Source organism: Chitinivorax sp. B (assembly GCF_005503445.1).
Taxonomy (GTDB): Bacteria; Pseudomonadota; Gammaproteobacteria; order Burkholderiales; family SCOH01; genus Chitinivorax.
Map to the genome: position 1 here is coordinate 1 of NZ_SCOH01000039.1, position 16,453 is coordinate 16,453.

At 53.0% G+C, this 16,453-nt stretch carries 15 protein-coding genes; 14 read left to right on the plus strand and 1 reads right to left on the minus strand.

Annotation, left to right across the window (positions count from 1 at the left end; translation table 11 throughout):
- The 3 genes from FFS57_RS19430 to FFS57_RS19440 all read left to right on the plus strand — a co-directional run.
- A partial coding sequence (locus FFS57_RS19430; protein ID WP_171014080.1) for a PPC domain-containing protein occupies positions 1 to 383 on the plus strand: 383 nt, incomplete at its 5' end.
- A 56-nt stretch (positions 384 to 439) separates the two neighbouring features.
- Positions 440 to 2,338 (plus strand): RICIN domain-containing protein, encoded by a 1,899-nt coding sequence (locus FFS57_RS19435; protein ID WP_137939483.1) that lies wholly within the window; start codon positions 440 to 442, stop codon positions 2,336 to 2,338.
- A 442-nt stretch (positions 2,339 to 2,780) separates the two neighbouring features.
- Complete coding sequence (locus FFS57_RS19440; RefSeq protein ID WP_137939484.1) at positions 2,781 to 5,234, plus strand: endo alpha-1,4 polygalactosaminidase; 2,454 nt, start codon at positions 2,781 to 2,783, stop codon at positions 5,232 to 5,234.
- A 144-nt stretch (positions 5,235 to 5,378) separates the two neighbouring features.
- On the opposite strand, the gene FFS57_RS19445 is transcribed toward FFS57_RS19440, so the two are convergent.
- On the minus strand, positions 5,379 to 6,629 hold the full coding sequence (locus FFS57_RS19445; protein WP_171014081.1) for a YihY family inner membrane protein: 1,251 nt from the start codon (positions 6,627 to 6,629) through the stop codon (positions 5,379 to 5,381).
- Positions 6,630 to 6,690: 61 nt separating this feature from the next.
- Between FFS57_RS19445 and wrbA the strand changes: the two genes are divergently transcribed.
- The 11 genes from wrbA (at position 6,691) to FFS57_RS19500 (ending at position 16,435) form a co-directional block, all read left to right on the plus strand.
- Positions 6,691 to 7,284, plus strand: coding sequence for an NAD(P)H:quinone oxidoreductase (gene wrbA / locus FFS57_RS19450; protein ID WP_137939486.1), 594 nt, complete (start codon positions 6,691 to 6,693; stop codon positions 7,282 to 7,284).
- A complete protein-coding gene (locus FFS57_RS19455) occupies positions 7,281 to 7,640 on the plus strand; it encodes a DUF2069 domain-containing protein (protein WP_171014082.1) in 360 nt (119 codons plus the stop codon). Before wrbA ends, FFS57_RS19455 begins: the two co-directional genes overlap by 4 nt.
- A 766-nt stretch (positions 7,641 to 8,406) precedes the next feature.
- Positions 8,407 to 8,796 (plus strand): hypothetical protein, encoded by a 390-nt coding sequence (locus FFS57_RS19460; RefSeq protein ID WP_137939487.1) that lies wholly within the window; start codon positions 8,407 to 8,409, stop codon positions 8,794 to 8,796.
- A 150-nt stretch (positions 8,797 to 8,946) separates the two neighbouring features.
- Positions 8,947 to 9,513, plus strand: coding sequence for an isochorismatase family protein (locus tag FFS57_RS19465; RefSeq protein ID WP_137939488.1), 567 nt, complete (start codon positions 8,947 to 8,949; stop codon positions 9,511 to 9,513).
- 76 nt (positions 9,514 to 9,589) lie between these two features.
- Positions 9,590 to 9,850 (plus strand): DUF1272 domain-containing protein, encoded by a 261-nt coding sequence (locus tag FFS57_RS19470; RefSeq protein ID WP_137939489.1) that lies wholly within the window; start codon positions 9,590 to 9,592, stop codon positions 9,848 to 9,850.
- Positions 9,851 to 9,894: 44 nt separating this feature from the next.
- Positions 9,895 to 10,797 carry an EamA family transporter gene (locus tag FFS57_RS19475; RefSeq protein ID WP_137939490.1) on the plus strand — a complete coding sequence of 301 codons (903 nt, stop codon included), beginning with the start codon at positions 9,895 to 9,897 and terminating at the stop codon, positions 10,795 to 10,797.
- A gap of 17 nt (positions 10,798 to 10,814) precedes the next feature.
- Positions 10,815 to 11,801: a GlxA family transcriptional regulator gene (locus FFS57_RS19480; RefSeq protein ID WP_249384077.1), complete on the plus strand. Its 987-nt coding sequence runs from the start codon at positions 10,815 to 10,817 to the stop codon at positions 11,799 to 11,801.
- Between the two features lie 45 nt (positions 11,802 to 11,846).
- A complete protein-coding gene (locus FFS57_RS19485) occupies positions 11,847 to 12,329 on the plus strand; it encodes a hypothetical protein (RefSeq protein ID WP_137939491.1) in 483 nt (160 codons plus the stop codon).
- A gap of 340 nt (positions 12,330 to 12,669) precedes the next feature.
- Positions 12,670 to 14,643 (plus strand): right-handed parallel beta-helix repeat-containing protein, encoded by a 1,974-nt coding sequence (locus FFS57_RS19490; RefSeq protein ID WP_137939492.1) that lies wholly within the window; start codon positions 12,670 to 12,672, stop codon positions 14,641 to 14,643.
- A gap of 80 nt (positions 14,644 to 14,723) precedes the next feature.
- Positions 14,724 to 15,389, plus strand: a complete 666-nt coding sequence (locus tag FFS57_RS19495; RefSeq protein ID WP_171014083.1) for a hypothetical protein — start codon at positions 14,724 to 14,726, stop codon at positions 15,387 to 15,389.
- A gap of 233 nt (positions 15,390 to 15,622) precedes the next feature.
- Positions 15,623 to 16,435 carry a substrate-binding periplasmic protein gene (locus tag FFS57_RS19500; protein ID WP_137939494.1) on the plus strand — a complete coding sequence of 271 codons (813 nt, stop codon included), beginning with the start codon at positions 15,623 to 15,625 and terminating at the stop codon, positions 16,433 to 16,435.
- Positions 16,436 to 16,453: the final 18 nt, after the last annotated feature.

Genomic DNA, 16,453 nt, shown 5'->3' on the forward strand with positions numbered 1-16,453 from the left:
CCCCAACCCCAACACCCACGCCAACTCCTACTCCAACACCCACACCCACACCCACACCGGGTGGTGATGTGTTGCGTAATGGGGTTGCCATTACCGGTTTGAATGCGGCTGCCAATGAAGAAAAGCGCTACACCATTGAGGTACCCGATGGTGCTCGCTTCCTGGCATTGCGTACTGGCAGTGGTACCGGTGACGTTGATTTGTATGTGAAACATGGCAGCGCACCGACCAAGGGACGGGATGGTATCAGCGATGCGAAGTCGACCGGCGATACCAACGCCGAATATGTGCTGATCAAGAATCCCAAGCCAGGCAAGCATTACATTCTGTTGCATGCGTATTCCAAGGTAGGCGGTGCGTCCGTCATCGGTGTCGTGCGCTGAATTGCGCTGACATTGATCTATGACGCCCCCATCTCAAACGAATATAGAGAGTGATCATGAAACAAGCGATTATTTCGTCGTTGCTGGCCGCAGCTTTTGCTGCAGTGCCCTACGCCGCATTTGCGGTGGATTCCATGCCGCCCGCCGTTGCCACCGGCTCAAACGAGTTGCTGAGTAAGCCTGTCCCCAAGTTGTCGCTGAATTTTGGTGATGCCAGCCAGACCATCAATCTGCCGGCATTGAATACCCGCCAATTACGTGAGGCGGCTATTGCGGCCGATTCCGCTCGTGGTAAGCCCGGTCAGCCAGTACAGATTGGTTTCACACAGCATATCGGCACTTCACAACGTAGTATTGCCGGCGGTACGCTACGTTGGTCGCCAGCAGAAGGTGGCCGTGCGGCACAGATCCAGCTGTCGGCTGTGGATGCAGCCGGATTGCGTCTGCAGTTGGCAATCAAGGCACCAGCAGGCGTGAAGGTACGTTTTGCTGGTGCGGCTGAACCGGGCTGGGTCGTGGAGGAGTTGGCCAGTGCATTTGCTGCTGGCAAGCCCAAATGGTCACCCATTGTACCGGGTGATCGCATGGTGGTTGAGCTGTTTGCGCCGGCAGGGGTGAATACGGCAGATATCCTGGTGACATTGGGGAATCTGTCGCACTTGGATATGTTGCCCTATGAAGTGAATTCCGCACGCAACCGTGAACTACTCAAGCTCGGGCCATCCGGCTCGTGCAACGTGGATGTGGCATGCCGTACCAACCCGCCACGGGGCTGGGCAGAGGCCAAGGAATCCGTTGCGCACATGGCGTTTACCACGGATGAAGGCAGTTACATTTGTACTGGTACCTTGTTGAACAGTGCGACGGCACCACGCAAATCCTTCTTCTATACCGCGCACCATTGCATCAGTTCACAATCGGTATCGGAGACACTGCAAACCTACTGGTTTTATGAGGCGACCAGTTGCGGTGGCTCCAGCCAGCGACCACGCAAAGTGCTGACGGGGGGCGCGGACTACCTGTACTCGGAAAGCCAGGGGGATGGTGCCTTGCTGATGCTACGGGAAAGCCCACCCACCGGTGCGACTTATTCTGGTTGGAATGCTGCAGCCTTGGCTGATGGTGCCAACATGGTCGCCATCCACCACCCCAAAGGTGATGTGAAAAAAGTCAGTGACGGCCGCAAGACCGAATCCAGCACAATGCACACCATTGCCTGGACCAAGGGGGTGACGGAAGGTGGATCATCCGGTTCGGGTATTTTCAGTTACAGCGATAAAGGCTATTACGAATTACGGGGCGGTTTACAAGGTGGTCCGTCTGGTTGTACCTCATCGGATCAGCGGGATTATTATTCGCGTCTGGATCGCATTTATCCGAAGCTGAAGCAATGGCTGGATCCGAATGGCGATGGTAGTACCACGCCCAATCCCAATCCGACCCCGACACCAACACCCACACCGACTCCAACTCCAACGCCCACACCGACTCCAACTCCAACTCCAACGCCTGGCAAGTGCGAAACTCAATTGGATGTTAGTCGTGAGTACACCATTGCGAACAAGCTGAGTGGCAGCAATATGGTGCCGGCAGGTGATGCAGCCTTGTCGCCAATGATTGTCTGGAATGACGACAATGTCGTGCGTTGGAAGCTACAGCGCAACAATGAAGGTTTCTACATCATTACGTCCAAGGCCAGCGGTTTGGCACTGGACCTGCACGGCAGCACCAAGGGTAAGGTAGGCGGTGCATCGATCCTGTTCACGCTTCACAAAGGCGTCAACCAGCAATGGTGCCCAACAGCGGTCACAGGTGGCTATCAATTGGTGTCACGTTACAGCGGTTTCCCGCTGGGGATTGCCGCAGCACAGGATGGCACGCCGATTGTTCAGCAGGCGCGTGGTACCAGTAATGAAGGTGCAACATGGGTACTGACGGCACGTAGCATTCGTTGATGAAACGGTGAGCCTGTCGACACTCGTCGGGTGATGACGACGAGTGTCTTTTGAACACCCCAGGTAAATGAGGTCAAGTCGGCCTGTTTATCTGGGGTTTTTTTATGAGTATCAGACAAGCTCATTCAATCAATCCAGTCGAAAGGTAGTGATTTTTATCAATTGATTACACCGTGGGTGCATTTCATATAAATCTTATGAACAACTTGACATTGGTGATGTAGGTAAGCTGTAGGTGTCATTGATTCAGGATGTGAGAGATAAAATTGATTAATTATTTCAATATTTTTCAAATTGTTTCGCTATATATCTCGTAGTGATTTACCTGTAAATAACATTCATCTGGATCTATTGACCTTTTATCTATATTTAATACCTTTGTCATATCACCTCTACTACGATGCGGAGACCAAAAATTAGTACCGTGATCAAGGAGGTGTGAATGGCAAATAAGCGACTTGTCCAGCCATGGATTGCCCTGTGCCTGGCGTCCGTCCTGAGTAGCGTAGCAGCGGCCAATGGGACACCGCGAATGGTGGGATATTTCTCGATCGATTCGGTCTACAGCCGTGACTTTCAGCCCAAGCAAATACCTGCCACCAGTTTGACGCACCTCAACTATGCGTTTGTCGGATTCAGTGAACGTGGTGATTGCCAGTCGCTGGATACACATTTGGACACTCTCCGTCGCTACCCTGGCGATACAGACAATGACCCTTTCCACGGCTTGTTCAATCAGTTTCGTAAGTTGAAAGTGGCGTCCCCGCATTTGAAAATCATCATGTCGATTGGTGGAGGCAAGGCCACCAAGCAGTGGAGTCGTGTCGCCAATGACCCGATTGCACGGTATCAACTGGCCCGCTCATGTGCTGATTTTGCTGCGCGTTATGGTTTTGACGGGATAGATCTGGATTGGGAGTATCCGGTGGTCAGTGATGGTACAAACCACCCACAAGATCGTAGCAATTACACTAAGCTGGTTGAATCTTTTCGGGCTGAACTGACCCGTGTAGGTCAGCCCAACCGGAAACACATGTTGCTGACGGCCGCCGTGGCACCCACAGCCTGGCGTGTGGCGCATCTCGAAACGGACAAACTGAAGTCATTGTTCGACTGGGTAAATGTAATGGTCTATGACCTACATGGTGCCTGGGAGCCAATGACCAACTTCCATTCCGCACTGTATCCATCCGCCACGGACCCTTCGCCCAATAAGGCCGCGTTGACCGTAGATGGCGCTGCCAAGATCTGGCTGAAAGCCGGTTTTGCGCCGGATCAGATTGTGTTGGGTGTCCCATTGTTCGGTCGTAGTTGGACGGCACTGGAACGCAGTAATAATGGGGTATTCCAACGCGCCAGTACGACACCACCCGCCGGGACTGGTGAGGAGCGCGGCTATCGCCGTTACACGGACATACTGGCCAAGCTGGACAGTGGTGAATTCACCCGTTACTGGGATGACAGCGCCAAACAGCCCTGGGCGTATCAGCCACGTAGTAGCGAGTTTGTTGCCTATGAAGACTTGGAATCACTGACTCATAAAGCGGATTACGTGAAGGCCAATAAGCTGGGTGGTCTGATGCTCTGGGAATTGAGTGACGATGCCAACGGTAACCAGTCATTGGTGAAGCGCGCTGCTGATGCACTGGCATCAGGCAATGGCACAGTGCCGGGTAGCACGATCCCGTCAAGTGGTGGGAAGCCAGGGACAGAGCTATCGAGCTGTACAGAGATCGGCGTGAAGCCTGGGCTTTATTCGCTCATTGCCCGGCATAGTGGCAAAGCACTGGATGGAGCACATGGCGCCAAACCTGTTCAATGGGCCGTGGCCAATCGTGATGATCAGAGCTGGCAAATTCAGACAGTGTCAGCCGGGTTTATCCGCCTGATTTCAAAGAAGAACAATCTCGCACTGGCCAGCACGGGTACTGATGCCACCTTTGAAGCCGTCGGTAGTGCGTCCAGCCAACAGTGGTGCCCTGTCAAAGTCGGGGGTGATCACATTGTGTTACGTCAACGTAGTACAGGCCAAGTGCTGGATGTGAAGGGCAGCTTTCAGACCGACGGTACACCGATCATGGTCTGGTATGCTACAGGGCGGACCAACCAGCAGTGGCAGCTGAAGCCTGCTGGTACAACCCCACCGACTAATGGCTGGTGGAAACCCAAGCCGGGTAACTCTTGGCAATGGCAGCTCAGTGGCGTGATCGATACTTCGGTTGATGCGCAGATGTTCGATATCGACCTGTTTGAAACCCCACAGGCCACAATCGACGCGTTACATGCCAAAGGTCGCAAAGTGGTGTGCTATTTCTCGGCGGGTTCATTTGAAAAAGGCCGTCCGGATGCCGACCGCTTTCCGACCACAGTACTGGGTGAAGTGCTGGATGGTTGGCCTGATGAGCGTTGGCTGGATATTCGACAGATCAATCAATTGGCAGCAGTCATGACCAAACGCCTGGACTTGGCAGCCAGCAAGCAATGTGACGGTGTCGAGCCGGACAATATCGATGGTTATACCAATTCCACCGGCTTTCCGCTCAAGGCGGCCGACCAACTGGCCTATAACCGCTGGCTGGCTCAGGAAGCCCACAAGCGTGGTTTGTCGATCGGTTTGAAGAATGATGTCGACCAGATCAAGGAACTGGAGCCTTATTATGATTGGGCCTTGAATGAGCAATGTTTTCAATACGACGAATGTGATGGTTATCAGGCCTTCATCAAGGCTGGTAAGGCTGTGTTCGGGGTAGAGTATTCAGGCAGCACCAGCGGCTTCTGTGCCAAAGCCAATGCGGCCGGCTATGACTGGTTGAAAAAGCGGCTTGAACTGGATGTCTACCGGGTTGCCTGCCGCACCAACAAAGGAGCTGGTGGCCCAATCGGTACTCAGGACTGAATGGGGAGTGCATCTGGAGGCAGTCGGTAGTTGACTGAAAGGTAAAACCGAATCGATCCGGAACAACAGCCTGCTGATGGAGCGAGGTCATAAAAAACCGCCGGCCAATGGGGCGGCGGTTTTTACTTCCATTATTACTTTGCTTCACTTTGGCACAGTCAGTTGCTTGTGCAATGACTGAATATCAATCATCAATTGTTGGTCGATGGTTTCAATCGACCGGGCCAGATAGTCCGCCAGTTGTCTCTCCTGCGGGTGCATTCGATCCAGTTTCAGAGGTGACATCACAAACAGATGGTACAGCTCGACCAGTGTGATCTGGCTTGGTGAGCGTCTGAGCAACCAGCCATCCTGCTCTGTTTTCTCAATCAGCCTGGCTTGGGTCAGCCGATGCAATAGCGTAGCCAGATGATCCATACCGCACTGCAGTTTTTTCTGCATCTGCCAAGCGGATGGGGTATCGCCATGTTGTTGCGATTCACACAGCAACAACAAGATGCGTACCGCATCAAAAAAACTACGGCCAGTTTCAGGTTTACGTCGCCAGGCATGGGCTTCCCAGTAGGACAAACAGGCAGACAACACTGCACCGAACAGGATGATGGCCCACATTACATACAGCCACATCAAAAAGATCGGGAAGCTGGCGAAGGCGCCATAGACCAGGTTGTAGCTACCCATACCTTTGATGTACACGCCAAAGCCACGTTTGGCCAGTTCAAACAGCAGGGCCGCGGCAATCCCCGCTTTCAGCGCATGCTTGCGTGGTACCTGGCAATTGGGGATGACGTAATACATCATCGAAAAGGCCAATGTTGCCAACAATAACTGCGAACCGTTCAACAGCACAATTTCTGCGAATGGCAGCTCCCGCGCATAGTCTACTGAGCGGGCCAGCACTGATGAGGTCAGGCTCAAACTTGCCCCAACCAGAATCGGGCCCAGCGTCAGGGCAGCCCAATACAGCACAATGCGCCGAAAAAATGGGCGTTCGGTACTGACATGCCAGATTGCATTGAAGGCGCGTTCAATGGTCAGAATCATCATCAGCGCCGTGACAGCCAGTGAGATGATGCCAACAGCAGTCAGCTTGGTGGCATTGTCAGAAAATTGCCGCATGTAGACTGAGATGACTTTGCCGGCCGAATTGGGTACCAGATTGGTCAGCAGAAATACCTTGAACTGGTTGCTGAAGTCTTCAAATACCGGAAAAGCGGAAAAGATCATCAGTACGATGGTCAAAAACGGCACCAGTGCCAGTAGCGTGGTAAATGTCAGGCTGCCTGCCGCCTGCAGGCATTGATCCTGTTGAAAACGCTGCAATACAAAGCGCAAAAAGCTGGCTGGCGCATGCAGTGGGGTTTTGCGGGCGTGGGTAATCAGGTTGAGCAGCATGGGCACCTGGAAACGGGAAACGGTGTCGTATAATACTGCATCCCAAACCATGGCCATGTCTATGCACGATATTCTGGTGTTGTATTACAGCCATCATGGCTCGGTCAAACAACTGGCGCAACAGATTGCGCGTGGTATTGAAAGTGTTCCTGGTTGCTGTGCCCGCTTGCGTACGGTGCCCAAGGTATCTACCGTCTGCGAGGCAACGGCCCCATCCATTCCTGATAGTGGTGCGCCGTATGTGGCAGCCAGCGATCTGGCCGAATGCATTGGCATTGCGATGGGAAGTCCTACCCGCTTTGGTAACATGGCCGCTCCAATGAAGTACTTTTGGGATGGCACTGCCAGTGAGTGGAGTAAAGGAACGCTGGTCGGCAAGCCAGCCTGTGTTTTCACCAGTACTGGGTCGATGCACGGCGGAAATGAAACCACTTTACTGAGTATGATGCTGCCCCTGCTGCATCACGGCATGATTTTGCTAGGCGTACCGTTTACCGAAGCGGCACTCAGCATTACTCAGACCGGTGGTACGCCTTATGGTGCCAGCCATGTTGCCGGCATAACCGGTGATCTGCCGATATCCGATCACGAAAAACAACTATGCATGGCGTTGGGCAAACGCCTTGCCGAAACCGCATTGAAGCTCAATTTATGAATCTGACCCGTATGTTGTACTTGGGCGCAGTCGGTAGTTTGACCGCCCTGATCTTCCTATGCCTGGCTTGGGAACTATGGCTCGCGCCCTTGCGGCCTGGTGGTTCGTGGCTGGTGCTGAAAGTGATCTTTCTGTTGTTCCCGTTGTTTGGCATCCTGCGTGGCAAGGTTTACACCTACCAGTGGTCCAGCATGTTCATTCTGCTGTATTTCACCGAAGGCATTGTGCGTGGCTGGTCTGACAAGGGCCTGTCGCAGATGTTGGCCTGGGGTGAGCTGGCCTTGTCCTGCGTGTTTTTTGTTTGCGTGATTTACTTTGCTCGCAATGAGAAACGTCGTTTGGCGGGGTTGTCGTGATGGATATCACGGACGTTGTCGCCCGTGTTATTCGGTAGTAGTAGCCTCAACCAAGTACCGCAGCAACTAGGGCTGTATCAAGAGGGACGCTTCTTTAGCGTGTACTGGGTATATGGTGGTGCCGGTTTGTACGTCTTTCTACTGATGTTGTTTGCACCGGATTTGTAAAAGGATGGCCAGGAGTGGGCATCGACGGGTTTGTCTTCGGTGTACCGACCGTGCGTGATCGTCGCTATACAAACAACCCATACCACGGAAAAAAAGCCCATGTGTCCCGCCGGTACACATGGGCGTCTTGGGTAATGGCTTGAATCAGCGACGATGCGATGCTGATTGTTTTGCCGCAGAGACATGGCAATAATGCCAACCCAAAGCCAGCAGACCTGATACAAGTAACAAGGTAGAGTTGGGTTCAGGGATTTCTCCATGTGCTTGCAAGCATATATCAAGCCATAATTTTTACTTTATATTAATCATGATGTTATATCTAAATTAATCAATTTTTAATTTGATATGTAAGATATATCGACTCTAGGATGTTTATCGTTGGGGAAAGATTGGGTTAGTGTATATGTGCCAGGGGCGTGTGTTGCTGTAGCCTGGTAGAAAGCATCAATACCTACATTGGCAGCGTGCCTGACAATTGTGCGGTGTAATAATTTTCGACAAATGGCTATCGTGCGATTTGGCATGTTGACATGCCTATAGTGAAAACAGGACGCTGGATTTACTGTGCTCCTATTTGATATCGACTATGAGGTCTGCCGTGGCGACTCCTCCTCCCTCAAGCATGTTCCGAAAGGACTTTGTAGCACCAGAGGTGAAGGTGCAAGTACAAGATTCCGCGATGTCCGGCGTGAGTGGTAACGCCAGTCCCTATGCGCATATTTTGCCGACGGCATCGTTGATGACAGGGCTATGTCTGGTCACGCTGGTGTTGGTTAAGTTGGTGAAACTGCGAGCCGGGGATGGTTTCATGGATGTGGCCGTGGCGATCAATGCGACCTTGTATTTCTTCAGCGCTGTGCTGTCGTTCTTTTCCATGCGATCCGGGCGGTTGGCGTTGCGTTGGGAGAAGGCGTCTGATGTCATCTTTCTGATCGGGTTGCTGTATACGGTAGTGATTGCGTTGTTGTACGCGCTGGATATTCTGTAACGACTGGTGATACCGAGACGGCATCATTGGTTGATCAGGAATGTTTGCCGGTTGGCCGGATTTGTCCGTATGTCGTCCGGAAACTGCATTGGGCAAGCGGTGGGATATACCTAAACTGGCGTCATCTCAACCCCTGATGGAATTTGCGCCATGTCCGCCCAAACCGCCTTATTGGTCATTGATGTTCAACAATCTTTCCTGCATCGTCCCTATTATCGTGAAGACGGCATGTCCGACTTCCGCAATCATTTGCTCAAACTGATTGATGGGGCTGCAAGTCATCAAATACCGATTGTGCATATTTTTCACTCAGAAGGCGAAACTGGGCCGTTTTCCAAGGCATCAGGCCTGGTCAAAGGTTTTGACTGGTTACCTGCTAACCAGGCCATCACGTTTGAAAAACATGTGCACAACTCATTCACCGATACTGAATTGAGTGACTGGCTGGCCGCCCGTGGCATAACCAGGCTGGTTGTGTCAGGCCTGCGTACGGAGCAGTGCTGTGAAACAACGACACGAGTTGCATCAGATCTAGGTTATCAAGTGGATTTTGTGACTGAAGCCACAGGAACCTTCCCGATGATTCATCCTTTGAATGGTCGCGAGTTCAGTACGCGTGAAATCAAAGAGAAAACTGAGTTGGTATTGGCGGACCGCTTTGCCACGGTCAAAACGGTAGAGCAGGTGCTTGCCGACTGGCAGACAGCACCAGTCTGATCGATTTAACTGGCAGCCATGCCCGATTCAAGTCGGTATGGCAGTTCAACTGCTTGATTGAAAAGGATCTTGGATCATGCTGGATATGCGGCCTGGTTGTGAATGCTGTAACGTCGATCTGCCGCCGGATTCGGTCGACGCACGCATCTGTACGTTCGAGTGCACTTTCTGTGTATCCTGTGCTGAGTCGATGCTGGGTGGCCAGTGCCCCAACTGTGGCGGGGAACTGGTTGTACGTCCACGCAGGCCTACCAGTTTATTGGTAAGTCATCCTGCCTCGACGCAACGTGTCTACAAGCCGGCTGGTTGTGCCAATGCCAAACAGATTGTTACCTGACCTTGCCGGGTTATCCACTACTTGCCGTTTTGACCGGAGTTGCCATGCCCTTACGTGATATCGCCCTGGCCTTGATCATTGTTGTGATCTGGGGATTCAACTTTGTGGTGATCAAGTGGGGGTTGCAAGGCGTACCACCATTGCTGCTGTGTGCATTACGTTTTCTTGCGGTGGTGTTTCCGGCCATCTTTTTCGTGAAGCGCCCACAGGTGCCACTGTCAGATATTGTGCTGTATGGCATGACCTGGGCGGTGATTCAGTTCGGCTTTCTGTTTTCGGCCATTCAGGTGGGCATGCCAGCCGGTTTGGCGTCAGTGGTATTGCAATGCCAAGCATTCTTTACGTTGTTGTTTGCCGCTGCCATGTTGCGTGAGCACTGGCGTGCAACCCAGCTGGCCGGCTTGACGGTGGCAACGGTTGGTTTATGGTTGATCGGGAGCGCTCATGGCCAGTCCATGGCGTTGTTGGGCTTTTTGCTGACTATTTGTGGTGCGGTGGGTTGGGGCTTCAGCAATGTGGTGGTACGGCGTATGTCGCAACGTGTACAGTCAGTGGATATGTTGGCCTTCGTGATCTGGGCTTCTATCCTGCCGATGGTGGCATTCGCCATATTATCGTTATGGCTGGAAGGCCCGGTGCGCGTTACAACAGCATTGGTGAATCTGAGCGGTGTATCCATCTTTGCCGTGCTGTATCTTGCCTATGCGGCCACCATTGTCGGATATGGTTTGTGGACAGGGCTGTTGAAGCGGTATCCGGCGAATTCGGTTGCACCTTTCAGCTTGTTGGTTCCGTGGATTGGCTTGCTGTCAGCATCGTTGCTGCTGGATGAGCAGTTGGTGGGACAGCAATGGGTTGGTAGCCTGTTATTGATGGGTGGGTTGGTATTGAATGTATTTGGCGCAAAAGTGATGACCTGGCTGAGATTGGGGCCAGATGCAGCCTGACAAAGAGTGTGCAACCTATGTTCGAGACTGCTGAAGCTGCAATGGATCCGTTGGATCTGTATTTTGTGCTTACCCCACGTTTTGCCTTGCTGGATTTTGCCGGGCCAGCGGAGGCGTTCCGAATTGCCAATGAATTTGGTGCTACGTTTCGCATACATTGTGTGGCACCAGTGCCGAGTCTGTGTTGTTCCATTGGTTTGCGTCACGATGGTTTGACGCCTCTGCCGGCTGACATACCGGCAGAACACAGTCTGATCATGTTGACCGGTACCACCTGCTCGGCGATCGACTATCAACAGCCTGAAGCGCAGCAGGTAGTGGATTGGTTACGTCGGATCTTTACGCCTCAACATCGTTTGGCCACCGTGTGTTCATCGGCCCAATTGGCGGCACGTGCCGGCTTGTTGGATGGCCGGCAATGTACAACCCACCATAGCGTGGTTGATCGCCTGAAATCCCTCGCACCAATGGCCAAAGTGGTGGAAGACCGCGTGTTTGTGGAGGATGGGCCGATTGCTACCGCGGCGGGCATTACCGCCGGCATTGATCTTGCGCTATATCTGATAGAACGCCATGCCGGTGCGGGGATTGCACAACAAACTGCGCGTGAGATGGTGGTGTATCTGCGGCGAAGTGGCCAGGACCCGCAATTGTCGCCATATCTGTCTTATCGTAACCACCTGCATCCGGTCGTGCATAGGGCACAGGATTTGATTTGTCGCGAACCGCGCAAGCATTGGCAACTGGCTGAGCTGGCAGCGGCGACTCATGTCAGCACACGCAGCCTGACCCGTTTGTTCCGCGAGCATGGTGGGGTCACGGTGAATGATTATCAGCTGTCCATTCGTCTGGCGCATGCCCGTTGCCTGCTTGAGACAACACGACAATCCATCGAGCAGGTTGCCGAATTGACTGGCTTTGGCTCAGCGCGGGATTTTCGTCGGGCCTGGTCACGTATTTACACCGAAAGCCCCATGGCTTTTCGCCGCATTACAATGGCCTAGGAGGCTGGCTGTTCGACCGGATCAGTCCCATTACAGGAGTACATCATGATCTGGTTACAGATGATATGGCGGTTGCTGTTGGTTGGACTGGTGCAAATTGCAGTCATTGCTGCAGGCTGGTCGTGGTGGGTGGATGGTTTGGGGCAGGCTGCAAGTTACCTGTCGGCAGGATGGTGGGCAAGTATGCTTGGCCTGATCGTACTGGCGATGGTATTGCTGGTGCCGTTGGCTGCAATGGGGCTGGGTGGCTTGGTTGCTTTTTTGCTTGGTCGTAGCCTGAAACTAGCAATTGATGGCCTGAAAGTGGGGTTACTTGCTTTGCTTTGGTTCGCAGTCTGCCATGGAATCGCCTATCACTGGCTATGGCAGTTACAGCCTCCCGTACCAAATCAGCACAGTAGCTATGGTGGTGTCTTTCATGGGCTGTTGTACCTGCTTGGGACCTGCTATGTGGTGGGGTCCGCCATCTTGGTGACCAGACTGTTGGCCAGTCAGGCGGTAGCCGCACCGCTTGTTACCAAAACCTGATGGCCTCTTGATCATTAAGAGCGGCTAACAAAACCCAGCGAAGTGGTTCTGGTTAGGCGTGCAAACGAAGGCAGTAGAAAGTACGACAAGTTTGCACAACAACACCAGAAGGGTTTTGTTAGCCGCTCTAAGCCACACGTACCAACATCCGTCTATATACCGCGACTCAAGCTGCTGATGATTTTCCACCGCAGGTGTCACGATATTGCGCCATTCGTATCAACCGGCAATCCCACGTCCGGCTGACTGGTATTCCTGGTGGAATACGTCAAAGATCACGCCTGCTGTATCAGCTCGTTTTGGCGGGTCATGTCGTTCACACAATAAAGGGAACAATAAGATGGAGAAGCACAATACTCCTTATCAGCTTGCATGCGGACAGCCTGGTGCCTTGATCCCCATGGTTTTAGCGGTAGGGGCTGCCTTGATGATCTCGCCTGCCTGGGCTGCTGGGCCGACTTGTGCACCGTTGCCGGGTACGTCGGCGGTAATTTATGTAGGCACCAATAAGGTGTCAGGTAGCGGAACAATCGATAGCCCTTATAACCAGTTCGACACAGCCATGGGCTGTGCGCGGGCAGGTGACACCATCGCGATTCTGGGGCGATTCAATCTCGGCAAGGAGAGTGTGATCAATCGAAGCAAATTGACGGTTCGTGGCCAACCACGCGTTTATAGCGACGGTAACCGCGAATGGACGGAACCATCCGACGTGACTTGTCAGTCAGTGACGGTACCACGGTCTTGCCTGCGGATAGGTGGGCAGCGTGACATCGTGATAGCCAATCTGAAGCTCACAGGTGGCGAGCGGGCGCCAATCGACATTGGCTGGGGCGCGCATGCCGTCACAGTCGAAAACAATGTATTGCGGCACGCCCCACGGGTGTTGCCAAGCAATCAAAGTGGCTACGGCCTCTATGTGTTTGGTAATCAGGCTGCACCAAGCAACGGTATTGTCATCCGCAATAATGACGTCTCCAGTACCAATACAGGCATCTATGTCAATTTTGTCAACGAGCTGACACTTTTCGGGAATATTGTTCATGACGTACCAAATGGTGATGGTGTGGTGGTTGAGCACATCAACAGCGGCTTGCTGCAAGCCAATACGGTGAACACTATCGGTAGTGTGGTGCCGGGCGGTACGAACTGTTCGCCCAGCTTGTCGGCAGGGATCAAGCTTCGCGAATCACATAAGGTTGATCTGGTCAGCAATAAAGTTAGCGAGATTACCGGGCCGGGCATTCAGATCCGGCGTGTGCAATACGAACCCATCACCGATCCACGAAATCCAGATATGCCAGCCTCGACAGGCATTACCATCGCAGATAACGTCATTCGCCACGCTGTGACATTCAACAGCCCAGCCAATCGCCCGGCGGGTTGTCCGTCTGGTTGGCCCAGCGCTATGGTGGTCAGTTATGTGGACCGGTTCGTGGTGGAGCGCAACACTGTCCACCAAAACTGGGGGGAGGGCATTGCCATCAATACCGCTGTCAACGGCCGGGTGGAGGCAAACGACGTTCGGGATAATTTTGGGGTCAATCTTTACCTGAATAATGCGACCAATATTCGGGTGCTGCGCAACTTTGCAGGTTATACCGATGGCGTACTGGGTGAGCCATTTCATCGGTTCAATGCGCCTGCCATCGGCATTGGGATGGCAAACGAATCGCAACCGGATAACCCGGCTGAATCGAAAAATTTCCGCCCGCTTAAGGACCTGGTTATTGCCAACAATATCGTCCGCGGTGGTCGAGCTGGTATCAACCATTATTGGGGGCAACCCGGTACACCTGCTGGGCAACATTACCATGCCAGCGGTTTGCAGAATGTGCGTATTTTCAACAATACTGTCCATGGCAGCTGGATCAATGCAGTAATCGGTATCTCTGAACTACGGCCGCAGGATGTCGTGCCGCCCTACGTTCCACATCAGAATATTCATCTCAACGCTAACCTTTTTGTTCAACACAGCCATGCGCCGTTGAGAAGAATCGAAGCAGGAGCCCAGTCTGCCATTACCTATTCAAGCAACGCCTGGTTCCGTACGACACCATGCAAGGCAGAAACCTGTCCGGATCAACCGCTTGCCCTGCCGCAAGGGGATGCAAGCTACGACCCGCTGCTGGCCATGCCAGGTCATTCAGAGCCCAAAGGCTATACTTTGAGCAATGATTCGCCTGCACGATACGCGTCGCGGTATTCGTTTCCTGAATGGGATGCGGCTGGGCAGGATTTCTTTGGCAATACACGTAGAACGGCGGGGAAGGATGTGGGTGCCCATGAAATACCAGATAACGTAAAACGCTGATCTACGACAAGGTGTGATTCCGGTGCCAATGCACCGGAATGCCTGACAAAGAGAAAGGACGGACATGGGGAAAAGTCTGTATGCCATGCTGGGCACCACGCCCACCGCATCCGCTGTGGAACTGGAAACCAGCTATCAGGGCAGTACGTCATGCGTACCAGGAACTACCCACCGGTCTGGATCAGACGGAAAAGCTGGAGGCGCTCGACAAGGCCTATGCCATTCTGGCTGATCCGGTTCGTCGCGGTATTTACGATGCGAGTCTGAAGTCCGGGACCGCATCGCAAATGGAGCAAAGCATCCGGCCGACCAAACCCACCCGCGAGCTGCCGGCATACGAAGGTGTGGAGCTGAAGATGAGTGGTTCACCATCGGATACGATGCGAAAACGTGTGATCATCATGTTGACTGGTATCGTGATCAGCATATCGGGGATGGCGGTATTCTGGTACGTGACCGGAAAGGCGACTCAGCAGGTGGGTGGTGGCTTGAATAGCCTGCTGGAAAACGAGAGCCTGCAGGAATATGCCTACCGAAGCCGAGACGATACGGCAATGCGTATGATGACCCGGATTGAGCGCACCGAAGACCGCATCTGGCAATTGAAACAAGCCCGTCAAGTTGCACCGGCGGAAAAACGTGATGACTATAACCAGTCCATTCGTGAATTGCAGACCCAACAACAAGCACAGAAAAAAGCACTGAGAGAACGTTTGAATGCGGTTGGTGCGATCCCACCGCCTTAACTACTGATGGGTTGCTGACGAGCTCTGGTGTCGCATACAGAGCATGACCACCGGTTCATCCTGCCTACCCGGCCTTGTGTCGTTATTTTCCGAAATCCATATCCTGTCTACCTACAATAAAATGGAATTCGACATCATCTGGGTGAAACGAGTACACCATGATTGCTGTCGGACAGGTGTCTGGTTGTGCCAAGTGGTGCAATGGATGATGAGTCGGTGTGGCAAGGGCGAAAATGAAGCAAAGCCAGTGGATGTGGTGGAATGCTGTGTTGTATTGCATGCTGCTTGGACAGCCGCTACAGGCCCAGGTCATATTGAAGATTGCCACTGGCGAATTGCCCCCCTACGCAACCAAATCCCGCCCGGATAGTGGTATTGCGTTGAATGTCATACGCCGGGCATTTGCACGGGTTGGTTACCAGGTCGAATACCATTTCATGCCCTGGTCACGGGCGCAGGCTGAAACGCGAATCGGTAAGTGGGATGCCACCGCCTACTGGGGCCGAACATCGGAACGAGAGCGTGATTTCCTGCTCAGCGACAATGTGCTGACTGAACAATGGGTATTTCTGCATCGGCGCAAAACCCCATTCGACTGGCAGACTCTGGATGACTTGGCCAATTACCAGATCGCGGTGATTCAGGACTATACCTATACACCCGATTTCCGAGCCCGACTCGCCAGCCGCAAGCTTCATGGTGATGCTACACCGGATGATCTGGCTGCGTTGCGGAAGCTGATACTGGGACGTGTCGACATCGTGCCGATGGAGCGTAACGTGGCATGCGATCTGCTCAAACGTTTCTTTCGTGAAGAAGAAGCCGACCAGTTGGCAGCCCATCCCAAGTTGATGACTGACCGTTTCACCACTCATTTGATGCTGACCCGAAGCAAACCAACCAGCACCAAAGTGCTGCAGGATTTCAATGAAGGCCTCAAACAATTGCGTGACTCTGGGGAACATGGCGGGTTACTGCAGCAACTGTCATGCCCCTTGGTATGGTCAACACCGTCCAAACAGGTAACCAGTTCGATCGGACCTTGATCGGTAGCGAGCTGAGGC